Source organism: Burkholderia lata (genome assembly GCF_902499025.1).
Taxonomy (GTDB): domain Bacteria; phylum Pseudomonadota; class Gammaproteobacteria; order Burkholderiales; family Burkholderiaceae; genus Burkholderia; species Burkholderia lata_C.
This window is the reverse complement of sequence record NZ_CABVPW010000006.1, coordinates 231,808-253,992: the sequence shown is the minus strand read 5'-3', so window position 1 is coordinate 253,992 and position 22,185 is coordinate 231,808. Positions and strand designations below refer to the sequence as shown.

The window sequence follows — 22,185 nt, the reverse complement described above, 5'->3', positions numbered from 1 at the left end:
GGGCAGCCGCGTGCCGGCCGGCATCGCGCCGCCGAGAATCGCGTCGCGCACGCGGCGCAGCAACTGGCGCTGCAGCGAAGGCGCGCCCGGCGTGCGCGCCAGCGGCGCGTCGAGCGGCAGCAACGGCGCGTCGCCGGAAGGAAGGACAGTCGTCATCGGAACATCGCAGCGTGAAAGTGTCGGAACTGGCGGACGGCCGGTTGCGTGAGGCTCATGGTTCGTGCCCCGAAATTCGTGGCACCATAAATTTGCCGATCTCTGGCGCTTCTCATGGTACCTCGCCGAGACTACGATCGTCTGCATGCCGGCATGTCGCCGGTCGCCAACCGAAGCGAGATCGACCTTGTCCACGCTCACCAACGCTTTCCAGCAACCCATCGGCCACCCCGTTCCCGACTGGTCCGCGCGCCCGCGCCCGGAGCGCATCGTGCTCGAAGGCCGCTACTGCCGGCTCGAACCGCTCGACGCCGAGCGCCACGCGGCCGACCTGCACGCCGCCTACGCACAGGCGCCGGACGGCAGCGACTGGACCTATCTCGCACACGGCCCGTACGCCGACGAATCGAGCTACCGCGACTACGCGCGCACCGCGCAGGCGAGCCCGGATCCGCTGCACTACACGGTGATCGACCGCGCCACGGGCCGCGCGGTCGGCACGCTCGCCCTGATGCGCATCGATCCGGCCAACGGCGTGATCGAAGTCGGCTCCGTCACGTTCTCGCCGCTGCTCAAGCGCACGCCCATCTCGACCGAAGCGCAGTTCCTGCTGATGAAGTACGCGTTCGACACGCTCGGCTACCGACGCTACGAATGGAAGTGCGACGACCTGAACCTCCCGTCGCGCAAGGCCGCCGCACGCCTCGGCTTCCGCTACGAAGGCACGTTCCGGCAGGCGATCGTCTACCGCAGCCGCAATCGCGACACCGCGTGGTTCTCGATCATCGACGGCGAATGGCCGGATGTCCGCGCCGCGTTCGACGCGTGGCTCGCGCCGGAGAACTTCGACGCGCAAGGCGAGCAACGCGAGTCGCTCACCGCGATCCGCCACGCGCAGGCAAGCGCACGCGATGCGGCCAGCCGCGCGCAAGACGCGACGCGCGTCACGGTGCGCCCGCTCGTCGCCGCCGACGAAGCCGCGTGGCGCCCGCTGTGGCAGGGTTATCAGAAGTTCTACGACACAGCGCTGAGCGACGCGGTGTTCGCGACGACGTGGGCGCGCCTGATGGATCCCGCCGAGCCGATGTTCGTGCTCGGTGCATTCGACGCCTCGGGTGCGCTGGTAGGGATCGTGCATTCGATCTACCACCGCTCGTGCTGGACCGAAGGGCCGTACTGCTACCTGCAGGACCTGTACACCGCGCCCGATGCACGCGGGCAAGGCGCAGGCGGCGCGCTGATCGAGGCCGTGTACGAACATGCCCGCGATGCCGGCGCGAGCCGCGTGTACTGGCTCACGCACGAGACCAACACGACCGCGCGCGCGCTGTACGACAAGCTCGCAAACAATGCCGGGTTCATCCAGTACCGGCACGACGTAAAGAAGTAACCGGGCATCGCAGCCGGCCGCCGGCGTTCAGCCGGGCACGTCGGCCGGCTCGCGCGCGTCGTCGCCCTCCGGGGCGACGTCACGTGCCACGCCGGTCGCACCCGGCACCGACGCCGGGCAGATCATCTCGTCGCCATTGGCCGGCACAGGCCGCCGCACCGGCCGGAACACCGGCTCGCCCGGTTCGATCGGCTGCCCCGAGATCGCGCAACGGCCCGGTTGCAACGCGACGCGCAAGCGCCAGCGCTGTTCGCCGTAATGGCAACGGCCGCTCTCGACCCAGCGGATCAGCAATGCATTGTCGTCGGCCTCCAGCACCGTGACGAACAGTTGCGGGCGTAACGGCGAGACGGCCGCCGCGGCGTGCTCGGGAACCGGCGCGCGGCCGATCGTCACGAGCGGATGCGCGACACCGCCACGCGGCGGCATCGCATCGTGTTCGCCCCAGGCCGGCACATCGCACGGCGGGTCTTCTTCGCAAATCAGGCTATCCATGGTGTTGAGCATGCTTGACGGATTTCCGTGCAGGTTGAACGGCGTGGCGCTCAGCGCCGGCCCAGCGGTTCGCGCAGCAGCGACAGGCCGATCGCCGCACCGGTGACGGCGGCCACGAGCATCAGCCCGATGCCGCCCGACCAGCCGAATGCCCCGACGATCGCGCCGATCGCCAGCGGCCCGATCACCTGCCCGAGGTAGTTGCCCTGCACGACCCAGCCGATGCTGAGCGGCGCCAGCGACGGCGTCGGTGCGGAGCCCGGCGCGCACGCGAGGATCGTCGCGGGCAGCATCCCCGCGATCGCCGAGAACGCGAAACCCAGCACGACCGCCAGCGGCGGCGGCGTAGCCGCGCTGAAGAGCCCTGCGCCGGCCGCGCCGATCGCGACCGACGTCGCGGCCATCACGATCCCCGGCCGCGCGCCACGCGACAGCAGCCAGCCGGCCGTCAGGTTGCCGATCACGCACGCGGCGACGATTGCCGCGCTGATCAACCCCGCCGTGCCGACCGCGACGCCGAGGCGCTGCATCAGGAACACCGGCAGGAACGTCATCGCCGCGAAAAACTGCACGTTGTAGGTCGCAAAACCCAGCGCGAGCAGCGTGGTCGAGCGCGATGCGAGCACGTCGCGCAGCGCGGGCCCGATGCGCGGCGCGGCGGCCCGCCGCGACGGCGCATCGGCGGACGTCGTGACGGGCACCGCAGCCGCCGCGACGAGCGTCAGCGCCGCGGCCGCGAGCCAGCCGTTGCGCCAGCCGCCGAGCAGCGGCCCGACCAGCATCGACAGCGCCATGCCGGCCGGCATGAACGTGCTCCACAGGCCGAACGCGAGATTGCGCCGCTCAGGCGGCGTCACGCGATTCAGCACGGCCGGCGCGGCGACCACCACGATCACGAAACCGAGCCCTTCGGCGAAACGCGTGGCCAGCAGCAGCGCGAAACTGCCGGCCCATGCACCGGCGACGCTCGACAGGCCGAGGATGACGAGGCCCGCGATCAGCAGCAGCCGGTCGCCCCAGCGCCGCACCAGCAGGCCTGCCGCCATGCCGCCGAACACGCCGACGAACGGAAACACCGACATGATCCCGCTCAGCGACGCGAGCGAGCCGCCGAACTCGTGCTGGAGCGACGGCAACGCGATCGTCGCCTTGCCGACGTGCAACGCCGACACGATGCTCGCCAGCACGACGTTCGCGACGGCGGCCCGGTAGCTGCGCGACGGCAGCGTGGCGGCATCGGCCGCGACAGGCGATTCGGTCATCTCCACCTCCGTTGAAACGGCCGCGTGCAACGGAATGCGTCACGCGTCCGCGATCGGACTGGCGCACATGATACAAATTGAAGTTCACTTCAAGTAAAGGGGTAATGTGCGCAACGATCCGTTCCGCCGATCGCGGCAATGAGCCGGCATGGCGGCGTGCGCGCGCCTGATCCAGGCTGTCGGCTTCGCCCCGACAACGTCGCGCACGCACGGCAACGCGGCGCGCAGCGCGTGTGGCGCGTGTCGACCGAGGCCGGTCTGCCGCTGTACCGTGCCGCCGGATTCACGCTGCTCGCATCGGTCGCGGTCGACGAAATCGTCGTCTGAACGCGCGTCGAACCACCTCGGCCATCGCCGCGCGTCTCGCGATTCGTCTCATTGCGCTGAGACGAATGTCCCAGCGTCTCACCCGGCATGTCGCTTTGCTTTCGCAGCAAAATTCTCGCCATTCCTCCGTCAGATCTTTTCCTGTCAACGAGCAGGAAAATGATGCATCGCACCACGCATCTTGAGTCGCGTCGCCGCCCGGCATCCCCACTCACGCTGGCCCCATTCCTGCATACCGGTCGATCGCGCAACCGCGCGACGGGCGCATCGGCAGCCACGCCTCGCACCCGACGACAACCTGATGGAGACAGCAACGTGAGTACACCGGCATCGACCACCGCCCCCAGCATGAAAGCCGCCGTCTGGCACGGCCGCCACGACATCCGCGTCGAACAGGTTCCCGTTCCGGCGCGCCCGCCGGCAGGCTGGGTCACGATTCGCGTGCACTGGTGCGGGATCTGCGGCTCCGACCTGCACGAATACGTCGCGGGCCCCGTCTTCATCCCGGTCGACGCGCCGCATCCGCTGACGGGCCTGAAGGGCCAATGCATCCTCGGTCACGAGTTCAGCGGCGAGATCGCCGAACTCGGCGCGGGCGTGACGGGCTTCGCGGTCGGCGACCGCGTGACGGCCGACGCCTGCCAGCATTGCGGCACCTGCTGGTATTGCAGGCACGGGCTGTACAACATCTGCGAGAACCTCGCGTTCACCGGGCTGATGAACAACGGCGCATTCGCCGAATACGTGAACGTGCCGGCCGAGTTGCTGTACAAGCTGCCGGACAATTTCCCGACCGAGGCCGGCGCGCTGATCGAGCCGCTCGCGGTGGGGCTGCATGCGGTGAAGAAGGCCGGCAACATCTTCGGGCAGACCGTCGTCGTGGTCGGCGCGGGCACGATCGGCCTGTGCACGATCATGTGTGCGAAGGCCGCCGGCGCCGGGCGCGTGATCGCGCTGGAAATGTCGGCCGCGCGCAAGCAGAAGGCGCTGGAAGTCGGCGCGAGCGTCGTCATCGATCCGAAGTCGTCCGACGCAATCGCGGAAGTCAAGGCGCTGACCGGCGGCTACGGCGCCGACGTGTCGTTCGAGTGCATCGGGCACACGGCCACCGCGAAGCTCGCGATCGACGTGATCCGCAAGGCCGGCAAGTCGGTGATGGTCGGCATCTTCGAGGAGCCGGCGCCGTTCAACTTCTTCGACATCGTGTCGACCGAGAAGGAAGTGATCGGCTCGCTCGCGTACAACGGCGAATTCGCGGACGTGATCCGCTTCATCGCGGACGGCCGCATCGACGTGCAGCCGCTCATCACAGGGCGCATCGCGCTCGGCGACATCGTCTCGCACGGCTTCGAGGAACTGGTCAACCACAAGGACCGGAACGTGAAGATCATCGTGCAGCCCGCCGTCGCCTGACCGCTCGCGCGGCCGCGGCAGCGATTCGCGCCGCGGCACGCGTGCTGCAACTGTCACCCTGACGCGTCGCCCATGCACGGGCGGCGCGCCTGCCTGCCACTCCCCCTCCTTGCCGCCGTCGTTCGTCGCGCAGTTGACGCCGCGTACCGATCGGGCACGACGATCAAAACCATTCGCAATCCAAACCATCTGCCGTAACGTTCCACGGCTCCGCCAGGCGATCAGGGTTTCTCCGGATCAAGTGAAATTCATCCGGTGTCGACAGGACACTGACGCAAGGTGATCCTGTGCAAGGCATGCGCCGGCCTCCCGGACGCGATCGTGGCCGCCCCCTTGAGGGCGGCCCCCGCCCCCCACAAAACCTTACGGCGTTACGTCGCCGACAGGCCGAGAATACGGGCCCACCCGGGATAGCTTGCAAACATGGTGTGTCATGAATCGTTCATTCTCGTTTAGCCGGGAGCACGCATATAACATTCGATCGCTGACGATCCAGCAGAAGACGCATATCGGCTTCGCACTCGTCACGACGCTGCTGGCCTTGCTGTGCGGCACGATCATCTGGGGGAGTTTCCGCCAATACCGGCAGGAGAACGCCGACCTGCAGAGCTTCGAATTCGTCCGCGGCGCGATGAGCGCCGCCAACGTGATCTCGGCCGAACGCGGCCCGACGAACGACCTGCTGGTACGGCTGCAGGACGACGGCGCCAGCGAGGCCCGCAACCTGCTCGCCGCGCGTGCGCGCTCCGACCGGGCGCTCGAACGCTTTCGCGCGGGCATCGCGCAGGCGACCATGCTCGACGATCGCGAACGCAGCAACCTGCTGCATGCACTCGACTCGGTCCGGATGACGCTCGCCGATGCACGCGCGGAAGTCGATGCGCTCGACGCGCGGCCGCTCGCATCACGCACCGTTCACGATATCCAGCACGCGCAGGCGCGCCTGTTCCGGATCGTCGACACGCTGTCGCTGTTGATCGACGGTGCGATGACCGACACGGCGATGCGCGCCCCCCGCACGTCGGATGCGATCCTGCTGGCGCGGCTCCTCGGCGATCTCCGCGAATACGCGGGCCGGACGGGCTCGCTACTCATCGCGCCGATGTTCGCGCGGCAGGCGCTCGACCGCACGCAGTTCGCGGACATCATGCGGATGCGCGGCCGCATCGAGCAATTGCGCGCGCTGATCGACGGCGCGATCGGCGCGCAGCTCGACGACCCCGACGTGGCACGCGAATACGCGCAGCTCAACGGGGCCTTCGACGCGCACATCCTGCCGCTCGTCGACGCGACCGTCGCCGGCGGCAAGAGCGGCACCTATGCGATGAGCGCGGCCGATTTCTCCCGCGCGATCGTGCCGTACTTCCGGCCGAGCGAGCTGCTGCGCGACCGCGTGATCGACGTTGCCCGGCGCCGCGCGATCGGCGACCGGAACACCGCCCGGATCAAGGTCGGGTTGTCGGCATTCGCCGCGCTACTGTGCATCGCGATCCTGGTCTCGCTCGCGCGCGGCATGCAGCGGCTGCTGTCGAAGCCGCTCGACGTGCTCGGCCGCCGGATCGTCGCGCTCAGCGACGGCGATACGTCGCACGTGGCGATGCCGCGCGGCATCGGGCCCGAGATCACGCGGATCCACGACGCGCTGGAAACGTTGCGGAACGCGACCGTCCGCCGCGACATGCTCGAGCGCCAGCGCAACGACATGCTGACGCTGTTCTCGCACGACATGCGCGCCCCGCTGACCTCGCTGATCATCCTGATCGACACGCAGGCGCGACGGGCGGGCGACGCGCAGATGAAGCAGCAGTTCGCGCGAATCGGCAAGCTGGCGCGGCACACGCTGGCGATGGCCGACGGTTTCGCGCAGCTCTCGCGTGCGGAGGCCAGCGAATACGAACGCGTGCCGGTCAACCTCGCCGACCTGATGAACGAGGCACGCGACGCGGTGTGGCCGCTCGCGCACCGGAAAGCCATGTCGATCGACGACGTGCCGCGGCGCGACGACACGATCGTGCACGGCGACCCGGCGTTGCTGTCGCGTGCGCTGATCAACCTGCTGGACAACGCGATCAAGTACAGCGCGTCGCTGACGAGCGTCGAATGCAGGGTCGAGCCGGGCGCCGACGGCAAGACCGTGCGCTGCACGATCCGCGACAGCGGGTGCGGAATCAGCAGCGCGGACCAGACGATGCTGTTCGAGCGCTACCGGCGCTTCCGCACCGCCGGCCAGCCGGAAACCAGCGGCGTCGGGCTCGGCATGGCGTTCGTCAAGGCCGTCGTCGAACGGCATGAAGGCACCATCCACGTGCACAGCGTCGTGCTGCAGGGCACCACGGTCACGATCACGCTGCCGGCCGCGGCGATGCCGTGACCACGGCGCCGGCAGCAGAGGGCCGAGGCGACACCGCAACCCCGCCCGATTCTTCGATATACTGGGCCGAACCCTTTTCGGGGCAACCGGGGGCCACCACGCCCTTTGTGCGTTCGCCCCAACCTGCGTGGAATGGCGCACCGTGAAACCACGAGCCGGACTGATTCTCGAACTCTTCGTCAACCTGGTGCTGCCCTGGGTTGCCTACCGGGCCACGCAGCCGCATTTCGGCGAAACCGGCGCGCTGTACGCGTCGGCGGTCCCGCCGATCATCTGGTCGATCGTCGAATTCATCCGCTCGCGCCGCGTCGACGCGGTGGCGGCCATCGTGCTGCTGGGCATCGCGCTGTCGATCATCGGAATGGCGCTCGGCGGCAGCCCGCGCACGCTGCTGATGCGCGAATCGCTCGCGTCGGGCACGATCGGCGTCGTGTTCCTGCTGTCGCTGTTCCGCGAACGCCCGCTGATCTTCTACCTCGCCCGCGCCACCGTGGCCCGCGAAATGGACGGCGGCGCCGCGCATTTCGAAGCCGTCTGGGACGCACAGCCGGGGCTGCGGCAGATGCTGCGGCGAATGACCTTCGTGTGGGGCGGCTTCATGACGCTGGAAATGCTGCTGCGCCTCTGGATGGTCGTGACCTGGCCGGTCGAACGCGTGCTGGTCGTGTCGCCGGTCATCGGCTACACCGTGTTCGGCTGTCTGCTGACCTGGACGTTCTGGTACCGGCGGCGGATGCGCATGCGCAACAGCGTTCACATCCCGGGTCACGACGGCGCCACCGAAACCGCCGGCCGCTGACCGCGCCCGGCCGGCATCGCAAGACGGCTGCTGTATGATGCGCGGCGTCTCGTCCGACGAATGCCGCTCCTGCCATGTCCCTTTCGCTCCTTCCGTCCGCCACGATCTGGCTCGCCCTGTTCGCGGCCGCCGCGTTCGCGTGGCATCGCCCGCAGCACGGCCTGAGCGTCGCCCTCGCCGCGCTCGGCTATGCGTGCGCGCTGGCGTTCGGCAAGCTCGGGCCGCTCACGCTGGCGCCGCTCGCGCTGCTGGCCGCGGCCGCCTGGGGCGTGATGCCCGAGCGCCCGCGCGCGGTGCGCATCGCCGCGCACGTCGTCTTTGCCGCGGTCGCGATCGCGCTCAGCCTGCACCTGGTTCCCGGCTTCCACAATCCGCGCGTGATCGCGCCCACGCGCTTCACGCCGGATGCCGTGCCGTTCACGATGTACCTGAATCTGGACAAGCCGCTCGTCGGCCTGTGGCTGGTGTGGGTGCTGCCGTGGGTCGCCCCCGACGTCCCGCTATCGCGCGCGCTGCGCACCGGCGCGGTGGCGGCCGTCGCAACGGCGGCCGCGTGCCTGGCCGGCGCGCTCGCGTTCGGGATGGTCGGCTGGGCGCCCAAATGGCCGCCGTCGGGCTGGCTGTGGCTCGTCAACAACCTGCTGATCGTGACGCTCGCCGAGGAAGCGCTGTTCCGCGGCTATGTGCAAGGCGGGCTGACACGCGCGCTCCGCGCGTTCGCATGGGGGCCGTGGGCCGCGCTCGCGATCGGCGCGGTGCTGTTCGGCGCCGCGCATGCGGCCGGCGGCTGGCAATGGATCGTGCTCGGCACGGTGGCCGGCGTCGGCTACGGCCTCGCATGGCGGCGCGGCGGACTGCTCGCGTCCGCGCTCGCGCATGCGGGGCTGAACGTCGTCCACTTCGGCCTGTTCACCTACCCGATGCTCGACGCCGCGCGCTGACGGCCGCGCGGCACCGCCGCTCAGTTGATCCCGGCGACCGCGTGCGGCACGTACGGGCGTTCGAGCGTGGCGATCTCGTCGTCGGTCAGTTTCAGTTCGAGTGCGGCCAGCGCGTCGTCCAGCTGCTGCGGCTTCGAAATGCCGACGATCGGCGCGGTGACCCCGCGCTTCTGCGCGACCCACGCGAGTGCGACCTGCGCACGCGGCACGTTGCGGGCGGCCGCGATCGTCGCAACGGCGTCGACGACCGCCTTGTCCGACGCCGCCGTCGCATCGTAAAGCCGCTGGCCGACCGCGTCGCTCTGCTGCCGCTCGGTCGACTCGTCCCAGTTGCGCGTCAGGCGGCCGCGCGCGAGCGGGCTCCACGGAATCACCGCGATCCCTTCGTCTTCGCACAGCGGCAGCATTTCCCGCTCTTCTTCCCGATACAGCAGGTTCAGGTGGTTCTGCATGCTGACGAAGCGGGTCCAGCCGTGCTGCTTCGACGTATGCAGCGCCTTCGCAAACTGCCACGCGAACATCGACGATGCGCCGATATAGCGCGCCTTGCCGGCCTTCACGACGTCGTGCAGCGCCTCGAGTGTCTCCTCGAGCGGCGTGCCGTCGTCCCAGCGGTGAATCTGGTAGAGATCGACATAGTCGGTGCCGAGCCGCTTCAGGCTCTGGTCGATGTCGGTCATGATCGCCTTGCGCGACAGCCCCGCGCCGTTCGGCCCCGGCCGCATCCGGTAGAACACCTTGGTCGCGATCGCGATCTCGTCGCGTTTCGCGAAATCGCGCAGCGCACGGCCGACGATCTCCTCCGAGGTGCCGTCCGAATACATGTTCGCCGTATCGAAGAAGTTGATGCCGGCTTCGACTGCCCGCTGGATGATCGGGCGGCTCTCCGCTTCCGGCAGCGTCCATGGATGCGTGCCGCGTGACGGTTCGCCGAACGTCATGCAACCCAGCACCAGCTTGGACACTTCCAACCCCGTCGATCCGAATTTCACGTATTCCATTGCACGCCTCGCCATTGAAGTTGAGCTGACGGCCGGATGCGCGCCGCGCATCCGCCGAGCCGTCGCATGTTATCGCGGGCGGAAGAAATGCGTGCGGCGTCGCCGCAAGATGCGAATGAGGTGCTCGCGAACGCGAGGTCGCGCGGGGCGCCGGCCGCGCGGGGCGTGCGCAGCGGCGCAGGCCGCTTGCTTGCTTACTTGACCTGGTCGGCGATCGGCTGCAGGAACGCGGAAAAGCCGGTCAGCATGATCTGCACGCCGATGCACAGCAGCAGGAACGCCGACACGCGCTTCGCGACCTTGGTGCCTTCACTGCCGAGGTAGCGCGACAGCAGCGCGGAGCGGCTGTAGACCTGCCAGATCACGATCGCAACCAGCACGGAGACGGCGATCGACACGATGCTCGACAGCATGAACTCCGACAGCTTGTGCGTGCGGTTCGCGTTCAGCGCGATCGCGGTCGCGATCGAGCCGGGGCCGACCGTCAGCGGCATGGTCAACGGGAAGAACGCACGCGTCATGATCGCGTTCGCGTCGATCGGCTTGACCGGCGTGTCGCCGCCGCCCGGCCCGTCGGGTTCGTTGAGCATCTGCCAGCCCGCGACGGCAACCGCGAAGCCGCCGCCGATCCGCAGCGCTTCCATCGAAATCCCGAAGAAATGCAGCACCGGCGTACCGGCGAAGAACGCGACCATCAACACGATGAACGCATTGAACGCGACCTTCCTCGCGAGCAGGTCGCGTTCTTGTTCGGTGAGCGCCTCGGTCCGCTCCAGGAACAGGAACGCGATGCCGATCGGGTTGATGATGCCGATCAGGCCGGTGAAGCCGAACAGGATCTCGGAGATAAGGCGGTTGACGATCATCGGATGAAGAATCGGTCGGGGCTGGGCCGGCAGCGCGCCGGAGGTCACGCATTGTAGAGCAAGCGCCCGCGCCCGAGCCGCAAAATGCGGCCGGGCCCGCCGTGCCGTCGATAGTCGCAGTTCCCCCTTACTCGGCGCCCGCCTCCCAAGCCGGCGGCCGCTTCGCGAAGAATGCGGCGAAGCCTTCCTTCGCTTCCGGTGTCGCCCGCACGCGGGAGATCGTCTGCGCGGTAAACGCCGCGCGCTCGTCCGACGGCGGATACTCGCCGATCGCGTCGAAGAAGCGCTTGATCTCCGTCAGCGCGTTCGGGCCGTTGCGGCCGAGTTCGGCGAGCGTCTTGTCGAGCGCTTCGTCGAGCGCATCGAGCGGCACGGCCTGGTGGATCAGGCCGATTGCGACCGCCTCACCTGCGGCGAGCTGGGTCGCGGTCAGCGCGAGCCGGCGTGCCTGGCGCTGGCCGACCGCTTCGACCAGATACGGGCCGATCACGGCCGGCAGGATCCCGAAGCGTGCCTCGCTGACGGAAAAGCGCGCGTGATCGCTCGCGATCACGATGTCGCACGCCGCGCACAGGCCGACGCCGCCGCCGAATGCATGGCCCTGCACGCGCGCCACCGTCGGCTTCGGGCATTGCCGGATCACGCGCATCATCGCGGCGAACCGCTCCGCATCGCGCAGGTTCGCCGCCGCGTCGTTCGCGCTCGCGCGCTGCATCCACTGCAGGTCGGCGCCCGCGCAGAACGCGCGGCCATCCGAACGCAGCACGATCGCGCGCACGTCGTCGCGCCGGCCGAGCGTGGTGAACGCGTCGGTCAGTTCGGCGATCATCGTCTCGTCGAACGCATTCAGCACGTCGCCGCGCTGCAGCGCGACGGTTGCGATGCCGCGCGCATCGACCGTGACGGCCAGGGTCTTCAATCCATCCATCGAACAGGTTTCCTCGGGTAGAACGGCAAACGATTGGAATCAGGCGGCCTGGCGGCGGTCGATCACGCGTCGTGCCTTGCCGGTCGCGGTGGCGGGAATGCCGCCCGCCGCCAGCACCGTCACGCCGGACGACACGCCGACCATCGTCTTGATCCGGTGCTGCAGCTCGCGTGCGAGCGCCGCGCGATCGGTTTCGCTGACGGACGCGGCGGCTTCGGAACGCAGTTCGACCGCGAGGTCGAGCCGATCCATGTGACCGTCGCGCGACAGCGTGATCTGGAACTGGCCCGACAACTGCGGCAGCGCGACGACGATCTCCTCGATCTGGCTCGGGAACACGTTCACGCCGCGCACGATCAGCATGTCGTCGGAGCGGCCCGTGATCTTCGCGAGACGGCGCATCGCGCGCGCGGTCGGCGGCAGCAGCGCGGTGAGGTCGCGCGTGCGGTAGCGGATCACCGGCATCGCTTCCTTCGTCAGCGACGTGAACACGAGCTCGCCCTGGCTGCCGTCGGGCAGCACTTCGCCCGTGACGGGATCGATGATCTCCGGGTAGAAATGGTCTTCCCAGATCACCGGGCCGTCCTTCGTCTCGACGCATTCGCACGCGACGCCCGGGCCCATCACTTCCGACAGCCCGTAGATGTCGAGCGCGTCGATGCCCACGCGCGTCTCGACTTCCTCGCGCAGCGCCTGCGTCCACGGCTCGGCGCCGAAGATGCCGATCTTCAGCGACGACTCGGCCGGATCCATCCCCTGCCGCACCATCTCGTCGATCAGGTTCAGCATGTACGACGGCGTGACGAGGATGATCTTCGGCTCGAAATCGCGGATCAGTTGCACCTGCTTCTCGGTCTGCCCGCCCGACATCGGCACGACCATGCAGCCGAGCCGTTCCGCGCCGTAGTGAATCCCGAGGCCGCCCGTGAAGAGCCCGTAGCCGAACGCGTTGTGCAGCGTGTCGCCCGGACGGCCACCGGCCGCGCGGATCGAGCGCGCGGTCACGTTCGCCCACGTGTCGATGTCGCGCGCGGTGTAGCCGACCACCGTCGGCTTGCCGGTCGTGCCGCTCGACGCGTGCACGCGCACGACCTGCTCGCGCGGCACCGCGAACAGTCCGAACGGATAGTTGTCGCGCAAGTCGTTCTTGGTCGAGAACGGGAATTTCGACAGATCGGCGAGCGACTTCAGGTCGTCCGGATGCACGCCCGCCGCATCGAACGTGCGGCGATAGTGCGGGACGTTGTCGTACGCGTGGCGCAGCGACCACTTGAGGCGCTCGAGCTGCAGCGCCTGCAGTTCGTCGCGGCTGGCGGTCTCGATCGGCTCGAGGGCGGCGGCGGGATGCGTCGGGTGAGTCATCGGGGTGCTCCTCCAATGGAGTGATGTCGTTATCGTGATCGGGGTAACGAAGCCGGCGTTACGACCGGAACGTGCGTCCGGCCGCATGCAGCGCGGCGATGCGCGGCGACACGCGATAGCGGTCCTCGCCGTAGCTCGCCGCCAGGTTCGACAGCACGCGATGCACGCGGCCGATGCCGATTGCATCGGCCCATGCGAGCGGGCCGCACGGGTAGTTCACGCCCTTCTCCATCGCGAGATCGAGATCGGCGGGCGAGCACACACCCTGGTTCACCGTGTCGGCCGCCTCGTTCGCGAGCATCGCGACGGTGCGCATCGCAACCATGCCCGGCACGTCCGCAATGCCGACGACGCGAAAACCCGCCTGCTGGAACAGGCCGACCGCGTCCGCGTAGGCCGCATCGCTGCACTGGAGCGCGCGCGTCAGCGCGACGAGCCCGGCCTGCGCGTAGTCGCGTGCAAGGTCGACCAGCACGAGATCGGCCACGCTCGTCTGCGCGGCGCGCGCGGTCGCGGTGCGGCCGTCGGTCAGCGCGATCGATGCGCGGCCGGCCGTTGCGAGCAGGTCGTCGGCATGCGCGCCGGCCTGCCGGGCACCCGTGATGCGTTCGGCGAAGCGCGCCTGCAGCGCGGCGGCCGGGCCGTCCTGCGCAAACAGTGCGACGTCGGCCGGCGCGTCGCGCGGCGCTTCGAGATCGGGCGCGGGCGGCGTCGCGCCGTCCGCATACGAATAGAAGCCGCGCCCCGACTTGCGCCCGAGGAAGCCCGCGTTCACGAGCTCCTGCTGGATCAGCGACGGCGTGTAGCGCGGATCGTTGAAGTACGCGCGGAACACCGACTCGGTCACCGCGAAGTTCACGTCGTGACCGATCAGGTCCATCAGCTCGAACGGCCCCATCCGGAAGCCGCCCGCCTCGCGCATCACCGCGTCGATCGATGCCGGCGCGCCGCCCTGCTCGTTCAGCACGCGCAGCGCCTCCGCGTAATACGGCCGCGCGACGCGGTTCACGATGAAGCCCGGTGTCGATTTCGCCATCACGGGCTGCTTGCCCCACGCGGCGGCGGTCGCGACCAGCCCCTGCGCGACCTCGGGCGCGGTCGCGAGCCCGCTGACCACCTCGACGAGCGCCATCAGCGGCGCCGGGTTGAAGAAATGCAGGCCGGCGACGCGCTGCGGCACGCGCAGCCCGGCCGCGATCGACGTGATCGAGATCGACGACGTGTTGGTGGCCAGCAGGCACGCGTCGTCGACATGGTGCTCGAGCGTCGCGAAGATTTCGCGCTTCACGTCCAGCCGCTCCGCCGCCGCCTCGACGATCAGGGCGGCACCCGCGAAGTCGGCCAGTTCACGCACCGCGCGAATCCGGCTGCCGGCCGCGTCGGCCTGCGCCGGCTCGAGCCGGCCTTTCTCCGCGAGCCGCGCGAACTGCGCGCGGATGCCGGCCAGCGCCTTGTCGCAGGCGGCTTCGTTCAGGTCGTACAGCAGCACCGCATGGCCGGCCGCCGCCGCGACCTGCGCAATGCCCGCGCCCATCGCGCCGGCACCGATCACGCCGACGACGGCCGACGGCGCCAGCGCGCCCGAGTTCACCGAATGTGCAGAAGAAACAGCCATCGCTTGCGATCCGTCATGAAGTGGAGGTGCGAGCGATTATAAACCGACCGGTCGGTAGATTTATGTCAGGGCGAGCCCGAATTTGTCGTGCAAGAAACCGTTACGGAAACTGCAAAGACAAAAAATTGAAAGATCGGGGCACTTTTTGTAAACCGAAAGGTCTATGAAAGCATTCGAATATGAGATAGTGGCCCCCGAACGCCTGATAAAATTCGACAAACCGCCGGATTTCAGGGGGAAACCGCGTGCCACGTCGCCACCGCCGTCCATCGTCGGCCGCCCTTTCGGGGTCGGAACCGAGCCTTTGGCCCGTGCGTCGTCACACGTGCTCGCCTCGCCGTTCGCGGCCGGCCGCATCGAACCGTTTCATCCGGCGACGGGCTCCGGCCCGCCCGCGCCCCTCGCCGCGTCATGGCGGCGAACCCAGGGCAGCACCGTTGCGTGCCGCCACCCTTCGGTTTCATCATCCTCGTTCGGCGGATAGTACGGCCGGGCTTCGTCAACCCGTGACGGCGCGTCGCGCGCCGCCACTCGCATAAGGAAACCCTCCATGCCGCTCTCGTCCAACCAGCTCCCGCGCTGGACCCTCGTGGCCCCGCTTGCCGCATGGCTGGTCCTCGCGCTGTCGCGCGTCGTGCCGGCCGAAGGCCTCGTCATCGCGGTGTTCGCCGCCGCACTCGCCGGCGCCGTGTTCGCCGCCGTCCACCATGCCGAAGTCGTCGCGCACCGCGTCGGCGAACCGTTCGGCACGCTCGTGCTCGCGGTCGCCGTGACCGTCATCGAAGTCGCGCTGATCGTGTCGGTGATGCTCGGCGCAGGCCCCGAGAAATCGGGCCTCGCCCGCGACACCGTGTTCGCCGCCGTGATGATCATCTGCAACGGCATCGTCGGCATCTGCCTGCTGGTCGGCGCGTGGAAACATGGCGAACAGGACTTCCAGGGCCGCGGCGCCAGCAAGGCGCTCGCGGTGCTGGCATCGCTGTCGGTGCTGTCGCTCGTGATGCCGAACTACCTGAACGCCGCGCCGGGCCCGTTCTTCTCGAAATCGCAGCTCGCGTTCGCCGGCGTGTCGTCGCTCGTGCTGTACGGCGCCTTCGTGTTCGTGCAGACCGTGCGCCATCGCGACTACTTCCTCGCCGCGCACGACAGCGCGAACGAGGCGGTTCACGCGGCGGCGCCGAGCAACCGCACCGCCGTGATCAGCATGGTGCTGCTGTTCGTGAGCCTCGTCGCGGTCGTGCTGCTCGCGAAGCTGCTGTCGCCGGCCGTCGAGCACGCGGTGATGCAGCTCGGTGCACCCGAAGCCGCGGTCGGTATCGTGATCGCCGCGCTCGTGCTGCTGCCGGAAGGGCTCGCGGCCGTCACCGCCGCGCGCGCGAACCGCCTGCAGACCAGCATGAACCTGGCGCTCGGTTCGGCGCTCGCGAGTATCGGGCTCACGATCCCGACCGTCGCGGCCGTGTTCATCTGGGTCGGCCAGCCGCTCACGCTCGGCATCGGCCCGATGGAAACCGTGCTGCTGGCGCTCACCCTGCTGGTCAGCACGCTGACGCTCAGCCAGGGGCGCACGACGGTGCTGCACGGCGTCGTGCACCTGTCGCTGTTCGCGGCCTACCTGTTCCTGTCGATCACTCACTGACGCAGAAAAGCGCGCGGCCCGGCGGATCACCTCCGCCGGGCCGCGCGCAGTCTTTCACGTCCGTTCAGCTTCCTTCGTTCACGTCACGCCGCCGTTACCGCACCGGAATCACCAGGTGCTGACCCGCCAGGATCAGGTTCGGGTTGGCGAGGTTGTTGCGGCGTTGAATCTCGCGATAGCGCTGGCCGCTGCCGAGCTTGCTCGCGGCGATCATGTTCAGCGTGTCGCCCGCCTTCACCACGTATGTATGTTCGCCCGATGCGGCCGCGGTCGTCACCGCCTGGTCGCTGACGAAGTACTTGCGCAGCAGGTCGAGATACTGCGGCGACTGCTTGAGCTTCGCGATCGCGGCGTTCAGGTAGATCAGCAGATCCTGGTCGTCCGCGCGCACGCCGATCTTGTACGCGATGTTCGAGCCGTCGAGCTTGGTCACCGCGAACTTCAGGTCGGTGTCCTTGATCGAACTGACCGCGAACGGATAGTCGTAGATGAACGCGTCGACCGTATGGCCGTCGATGCTCTTCGCGATGAACGCCGGATCGGAATCGTCGACTTCGACGAACTTCACGTTCGGATACTGGCGCGCGACGAACGCGCGCACGTCCGGGTCACCCTTCAGGATACCGACCGTCTTGCCCGCGAGATCGTCGGTCGAGCGGATCGCGGAGCCCTGCCGCACGATCAGCGAATAGCCGAAATCGTCGACGTACGGCACCGAGTAGACGACGCCCGACGGCGTGTTGTCCGGGAACGTCAGCCCGTCCATCGCGACGTCGACCACGTGGTTCCCCTTCGCGTCCGTATCGAGCAGTTGCTTCGGGACGCCCGGGTACGTGTCGACCTCGTGACGCGTATCGACGACGACCGGCTTGCCGCCGTGCGAGAACGACGGATCCGCGAACAGCAACCGCGCGAACTCGACGTTGAAGCCGTGCGGCGTGCCCTTGTCCTCGCCGAAGAACGGCTCGCTCGGGTTCTGCACCGAGATCCGCACGATGCCGTTTTCGGCAATCGATTTCAGCGCGCTGGCCTGCGGCGTGAAGCCGGCCGGCAGCACGTTGGACGACGGTGAAGACTGCGTGGACTGGCCGGTGTCGCCATTTTGAGCGGACGTCGAGGTCGACGCCGCGTCATGCGCGGGCATCAGCGTCGACAGGCCGCCCTGATGCACGATCCATACGCCGACGAGCACGACCAGAAATGCGATGGCGCCAAGAAGTTTTTTCATGGTTGCGAGCCTGCAGGAAGTTATTGTTGTTTCGACGGCAGTTGCGCGGGGGTCGTCGCATCGAGCCCGGGCGCGTGCGGGGCGCTCATCACCGCCTGCTGCTGTGCCTGCTTGACCTCGGGGTTATCCATCAGCGACGTCTCCATTTCGGAGAACGCCTTGTTGACCGAGCGCATCACCGAATCGACGGCCACGTCGGTCTTGATCTGCTCGAACGTGTCGGATGCCTGCTTGCCCGCGAGCTTGTTCATCTGCTGCGCGGCCTGCGACATGTCCCACATCGCCTTCGCGCGGTCGATCGCCGACGCGAAGTTCTTCAGCTCGGCCTGCACCTGCTTGTAGCGGCCCTCGCGAAACGAGAGCAGTTGCTTCATCGTGTCGAGCTGCTGCCGGAAGCGCGGCGCATCGTCCGGATACTGCTTCTCGAACAGCTCCGTCTTGTTCTCGAAGTTCTTCACCTCGGTGCGGAACGCGGTGATGCTGTCCGCGAACTTCTGGGCCGCCTGGCGCTTTTCCGCGAGCTGGTTGATCAGCGTCTCGATCGGATTGGCCTGCGCCTCCTCGACGATCATCTTCACCTTCTGGTTCGCGAACTTCATCGCGACGACCGGCGCGAAATAGATCGCGCCGAGGCCGATCACGCCCGCCGCGACCAGCGCGATCACCCCCTTCAGGATGAACAGCGCGGCCGGTGCCGCGATCGCGACGCCGGCGACGATGATCGCCCACTTGATCAGCTTGACCTTGCCACTCCCCGAACTGCCGTTTGCTTCTTCATTCGAAAGCTGCGACATGAGTTTTTCTCCTTGGACCTCGAACCGAACTGCTTGCGTTTGCTTTTTTCAAGCTCAATCGAAATGCTTCGGACTCCGGTGCCGCCGGGCGGTCAGGCAAGCCCGCGGCGCAATGCCGGGATGGGCGCGACGGACGTCACGAGACGCCGGTGTAGGCGCCGTTCAGGATGCGGTGATGTGGGGCGGCAGACGGCGCTGCGATGCGGCAGGCCAGACGCGTGCCGTTCATCGTCGCGGCTCGCGCGCGGACGGGGAAGTGTACCGATGCACGGTACGAAACGGGATGACGGATACGTGACGCGACAGGCGTCGGGTGAGGCGTTGTTCCGGCGGGCCGACAAGCGCGGGGCCGGTATTCCGGTACGAGTGCGTAAAGGCTCATCGTTGTTCTTCTGCGTATCGCGGGTGCAGGAACCGCGCGGCCGGCGCGTCCCGCTCCAAATGCACGGACGTATCCTGCGCCGACCGGCATGCAGCGTCAAGCAGTTGTCGCAGTGCAGCGAAGCGCTGCGTTCCTCCATTGGAACACCGGCTGCGAGACAGCTTTCAGCACGGTAAGGATTCGCAGGACTGCGACCGGTCGTGCTCGGTCAGGATTGCTTGTCATCGCTTGCGCAAGCTTCCGGATTGAAAGCTTGTCACGCTCGGCCTCGTTCTTGCAGCCGACTCAGAATCCGTAAAGTACGGTCGGGTTGTCGACCAGAATCGCGCGGCTGACCGCGTCGTCCGCCGTGCAGTCGTCCAGCCAGCCGAGCAGGCGCAGGTCGTCGGGGGCCGGCGACGCGTTCGGGTGCGGCCAGTTGCTGCCCCATACACAACGCGCCGGATGGTTGCGCGCCAGCACGGCGGCAAGACGCGCGACATCGTCGTAACCGGGCGCACCCGAGCGCGACGTCTCGTACGGCGCGGACAGCTTGACCCATGCGTGGCCGCGGTCGAGCAGGCGCCGCAGCGCGAGAAACTCGGGCGCGTCCGGCGCGACGGGCGTCAGGAACTTGCCCGTGTGATCGATCACGACACGCGCCTGCAGCAAGGACAGCAACGGCAGGACCTCGGGCAGCATCCGGCCGTCGAGCTGCAGGTCGACGTGCCAGCCAAGCGGCCCGATCCGTGCGGCCACCTGCTCCAGTTCGTCCCACCGCGCCAGGCCACCCGCCAACATCATGAACCGGACGCCGCGCACGCCAGCAGCGTGCAACCGCGCCAGCTCGGCGTCCGGCACATCGGCCGGCAACGTCGCGACGCCGCGCGCCTGCTGGCCGAATGCGGCCAGCGCGTCGAGCAGGCAACGATTGTCGACACCATAGCCGGTCGGCTGCACGATCACGACGCGGGCAAGGCCGAGCGTCTGCTGCACCCGGCGATACGCATCGACCGGTGCGTGCGGCGGACGGAACGTCGCCGTCGGCGCGAGCGGATAGGCGTCGTCATAGATGTGAATGTGGCAATCGCACGCGTGGGCCGGCCGTCCGGTGAACTCGTCGGGCCTCATTGCGAGCCCGGCCCGGTATCTGCCCCCGCCGTGCGCCAGCGCGCCAGCCGCGTTGCATGCCCCGCGTTGACGGCGCCGCGCGGCATGCTTCCGGCGAGCAATGCGGCGAGCTGGTCGACCGTCTCGAGCGCCTGGTGCTCGACCGCGGGCATCGTCAGGCCGCCGACATGCGGCGTCGCGATCACGCGCGGATGGGCGGCGAGCGCGGGCGTCGGCATCTGGTCCGCCGCGCGCCCGACGTCGAGCGCACAGCCGTTGAGCCGGCCGGTGTCGAGCGCGTCGGACAGCGCCTGCTCGTCGACCAGTTCGCCGCGCGAAGCATTGATGAAATACGCACCCTGCTTCATGGCCGCGAACGCGCCCGCATCGATCAGGTTCGCGGTGGCCGGCGTCGCCGGCGCGAGGCACACGACGAAATCGGCCGCTTGCAACAGCGCCGCGAATTCGACCTGTTCAAGCGTCGGCACGTCGACGCGCACATACGGATCGCTGACAAGCACGCGCATCCCGAGCGCCGTCGCGATCGGCGCAAGGTGGCGCGCGATCTGTCCGTAACCGATCAGGCCGAGCGTGCTGCCGCGCAATTCGCGCCCCATCTGCGGCACGGGCGGCATCCCGCCGTGGTAGGCCGACGCATAACGTCCGATACCGCGCGCGAGATCGATCATCGCGCCGATCACCCACTCGGCGACCGCCGGCGCGAAGCCGGGGCTCGCCTGCGTGATCAGCACGCCGAACGCGCTCGCCGCGTCGACATCGACGGTGCGGATATCGACCGCGCAGCGCAGGAACGCGGCCAGTGCGGGCAGCCCGGCGAACAGCGCACGCGGCGCGGGGGTCTGCCGGTACGCGATCATCGCATCGCAACCCTGCGCGGCCGCGACCAGTTCGTCCATGCCCAGCTCGCGATCGAGCGGGTTGCACGTGACGTCCGCGATCGCCTGCAGCGCGCGCATTGCCTTCGCGCCGAAATAGCGATCGAGCATCCCCGACGGATGCGTGACGAAGACGCGCGTCATGCGGCCCCTCCGTGCGAGTGGTCCGCTTGCGGCGGCGACGCGACCGATGCGCGTTCGATGAGGGTCACGCCGGAGAATACGTGCGGCTCGGGCGCCGGCGGCGCGTCGCCGTCCGGCCGCATCACGCGCCGCACCATTTCCTCGGCCATCTCGGTGACGGGCAGTTGCACCGTAGTCAGCGCGGGATTGGAAATCGCCGACAGGAAATGACCGTCCATCCCGACGACCGACACGTCGTCCGGCACGCGCAGGCCGCCGTCGCGCAGCCCGGCCATCAGGCCAAGCGCGAATAGGTCGTTGACCGCGACGATACCGGTCGGCCGCACCGGATCGGCGGCAAGCGCGACGCCCAGCGCGCGCCCCACGTCGACGATCACGGCGTCGCCGTACTCGTTCGCAGGACCGCCGTCGAGCACCCGCGCGTGTGCGTCGACGCCCGCGTCGCGCGCCGTCTCGAGAAAGCCGCGGATCTTGTCGCTGCGGCTCACCGTCATGCCGGCGACCGTCGCGAACGCGAGCCGCCGGTGTCCCGCATCGACGAGGCAACGCGTCGCGAGCCGCGCGGCGGCCTCGTTGTCGGCCGTGACGTGTTCGACCTTCGACAGCTCGCCGGGCGTCGCGCGCCGGTCGTAGCTCACCACCGTCATCCCGCGCGCGGCCGCGCGCTCGAGGTGGCTTTCGTCGGCCAGCGACGAGATCACGATCACGCGCCGCACGCCATGCGCGAACAGGTCGTCGAAGAACGACGCCTCCTTCTTCGCATCGCGATACGTATTGCCGATCAGCACGCGATGACCGTACCGTTCCTGCGCGCAGGCCTCGACTTCGCGCGCGATGTAGCCGTACATCGGGTTCGCCATCGACGGCACCAGCAGCCCGACGAGCGGCGTCTGCCCCGTCTTGAGCTGGCGCGCAAGCGTGCTGGGCCGGTACTGCAACACTTCCATCGCGGCCTTCACGCGTTCGAGCGTTTCCTGCTTCATCTGGTCGGTGCGGCCGTTGAGCACGTTCGAAACCGTGCTGACCGATACGGCCGCATGACGGGCCACGTCCTGAATCGTACTCATGTCGTCTTGCAGTAAAAGGC

At 68.4% G+C, this 22,185-nt stretch carries 19 protein-coding genes and 1 pseudogene; 7 read left to right on the top strand and 13 right to left on the bottom strand.

Annotated elements, in window-relative coordinates; genetic code table 11:
- Positions 1–156: pseudogene (locus tag BDI24065_RS41010) on the bottom strand (PLP-dependent aminotransferase family protein); the annotation flags it as partial.
- Positions 157–343: 187 nt separating this feature from the next.
- On the opposite strand from BDI24065_RS41010, the gene BDI24065_RS08700 reads away from it, so the two are divergent.
- Positions 344–1,546 (top strand): GNAT family N-acetyltransferase, encoded by a 1,203-nt coding sequence (locus tag BDI24065_RS08700; RefSeq protein ID WP_175030874.1) that lies wholly within the window; start codon positions 344–346, stop codon positions 1,544–1,546.
- Between the two features lie 27 nt (positions 1,547–1,573).
- Here the strand turns inward: BDI24065_RS08700 and BDI24065_RS08695 are convergent, their stop codons facing one another.
- Positions 1,574–2,053, bottom strand: coding sequence for a DUF3331 domain-containing protein (locus tag BDI24065_RS08695; RefSeq protein ID WP_175030873.1), 480 nt, complete (start codon positions 2,051–2,053; stop codon positions 1,574–1,576).
- A gap of 38 nt (positions 2,054–2,091) precedes the next feature.
- Positions 2,092–3,303 (bottom strand): MFS transporter, encoded by a 1,212-nt coding sequence (locus BDI24065_RS08690; protein WP_175030872.1) that lies wholly within the window; start codon positions 3,301–3,303, stop codon positions 2,092–2,094.
- 138 nt (positions 3,304–3,441) lie between these two features.
- On the opposite strand from BDI24065_RS08690, the gene BDI24065_RS08685 reads away from it, so the two are divergent.
- From BDI24065_RS08685 to BDI24065_RS08665, 5 genes are all read left to right on the top strand, one after another.
- Positions 3,442–3,630, top strand: a complete 189-nt coding sequence (locus BDI24065_RS08685) for a hypothetical protein (protein ID WP_254609708.1) — start codon at positions 3,442–3,444, stop codon at positions 3,628–3,630.
- A gap of 348 nt (positions 3,631–3,978) precedes the next feature.
- Positions 3,979–5,043, top strand: a complete 1,065-nt coding sequence (locus BDI24065_RS08680; RefSeq protein ID WP_175030883.1) for a 2,3-butanediol dehydrogenase — start codon at positions 3,979–3,981, stop codon at positions 5,041–5,043.
- Between the two features lie 433 nt (positions 5,044–5,476).
- Positions 5,477–7,414, top strand: coding sequence for a sensor histidine kinase (locus tag BDI24065_RS08675; protein ID WP_175030871.1), 1,938 nt, complete (start codon positions 5,477–5,479; stop codon positions 7,412–7,414).
- 142 nt (positions 7,415–7,556) lie between these two features.
- Positions 7,557–8,213, top strand: coding sequence for a VC0807 family protein (locus tag BDI24065_RS08670; RefSeq protein ID WP_175030870.1), 657 nt, complete (start codon positions 7,557–7,559; stop codon positions 8,211–8,213).
- 74 nt (positions 8,214–8,287) lie between these two features.
- Positions 8,288–9,154: a CPBP family intramembrane glutamic endopeptidase gene (locus BDI24065_RS08665; protein WP_175030869.1), complete on the top strand. Its 867-nt coding sequence runs from the start codon at positions 8,288–8,290 to the stop codon at positions 9,152–9,154.
- A 20-nt stretch (positions 9,155–9,174) separates the two neighbouring features.
- On the opposite strand, the gene BDI24065_RS08660 is transcribed toward BDI24065_RS08665, so the two are convergent.
- The 5 genes from BDI24065_RS08660 to BDI24065_RS08640 form a co-directional block, all read right to left on the bottom strand.
- The gene (locus BDI24065_RS08660) at positions 9,175–10,155 is read right to left on the bottom strand and encodes an aldo/keto reductase (protein ID WP_175030868.1); all 981 of its coding nucleotides are present in this window, start codon (positions 10,153–10,155) and stop codon (positions 9,175–9,177) included.
- Positions 10,156–10,349: 194 nt separating this feature from the next.
- The gene (locus BDI24065_RS08655; RefSeq protein WP_043184423.1) at positions 10,350–11,021 is read right to left on the bottom strand and encodes a MarC family protein; all 672 of its coding nucleotides are present in this window, start codon (positions 11,019–11,021) and stop codon (positions 10,350–10,352) included.
- Positions 11,022–11,148: 127 nt separating this feature from the next.
- Positions 11,149–11,949, bottom strand: a complete 801-nt coding sequence (locus BDI24065_RS08650) for an enoyl-CoA hydratase-related protein (RefSeq protein WP_175030867.1) — start codon at positions 11,947–11,949, stop codon at positions 11,149–11,151.
- A 39-nt stretch (positions 11,950–11,988) separates the two neighbouring features.
- The gene (gene paaK / locus BDI24065_RS08645; protein ID WP_175030866.1) at positions 11,989–13,311 is read right to left on the bottom strand and encodes a phenylacetate--CoA ligase PaaK; all 1,323 of its coding nucleotides are present in this window, start codon (positions 13,309–13,311) and stop codon (positions 11,989–11,991) included.
- A 58-nt stretch (positions 13,312–13,369) separates the two neighbouring features.
- Positions 13,370–14,926 (bottom strand): 3-hydroxyacyl-CoA dehydrogenase, encoded by a 1,557-nt coding sequence (locus BDI24065_RS08640; RefSeq protein WP_175030865.1) that lies wholly within the window; start codon positions 14,924–14,926, stop codon positions 13,370–13,372.
- A gap of 550 nt (positions 14,927–15,476) precedes the next feature.
- On the opposite strand from BDI24065_RS08640, the gene BDI24065_RS08635 reads away from it, so the two are divergent.
- The gene (locus BDI24065_RS08635; RefSeq protein WP_175030864.1) at positions 15,477–16,565 is read left to right on the top strand and encodes a calcium:proton antiporter; all 1,089 of its coding nucleotides are present in this window, start codon (positions 15,477–15,479) and stop codon (positions 16,563–16,565) included.
- 94 nt (positions 16,566–16,659) lie between these two features.
- On the opposite strand, the gene BDI24065_RS08630 is transcribed toward BDI24065_RS08635, so the two are convergent.
- The 5 genes from BDI24065_RS08630 to BDI24065_RS08610 form a co-directional block, all read right to left on the bottom strand.
- Complete coding sequence (locus BDI24065_RS08630) at positions 16,660–17,793, bottom strand: transporter substrate-binding and LysM peptidoglycan-binding domain-containing protein (RefSeq protein WP_175030863.1); 1,134 nt, start codon at positions 17,791–17,793, stop codon at positions 16,660–16,662.
- Between the two features lie 20 nt (positions 17,794–17,813).
- Positions 17,814–18,587: a hypothetical protein gene (locus tag BDI24065_RS08625; protein WP_175030862.1), complete on the bottom strand. Its 774-nt coding sequence runs from the start codon at positions 18,585–18,587 to the stop codon at positions 17,814–17,816.
- 667 nt (positions 18,588–19,254) lie between these two features.
- The gene (locus BDI24065_RS08620; RefSeq protein WP_175030861.1) at positions 19,255–20,079 is read right to left on the bottom strand and encodes an amidohydrolase family protein; all 825 of its coding nucleotides are present in this window, start codon (positions 20,077–20,079) and stop codon (positions 19,255–19,257) included.
- Entirely contained in the window at positions 20,076–21,098 is a 1,023-nt protein-coding gene (locus BDI24065_RS08615; protein ID WP_175030860.1) for a hydroxyacid dehydrogenase, read from the bottom strand. The genes BDI24065_RS08620 and BDI24065_RS08615 overlap by 4 nt, the downstream gene beginning before the upstream one ends.
- Positions 21,095–22,177 (bottom strand): LacI family DNA-binding transcriptional regulator, encoded by a 1,083-nt coding sequence (locus BDI24065_RS08610; RefSeq protein WP_175030882.1) that lies wholly within the window; start codon positions 22,175–22,177, stop codon positions 21,095–21,097. The genes BDI24065_RS08615 and BDI24065_RS08610 overlap by 4 nt, the downstream gene beginning before the upstream one ends.
- Positions 22,178–22,185: the final 8 nt, after the last annotated feature.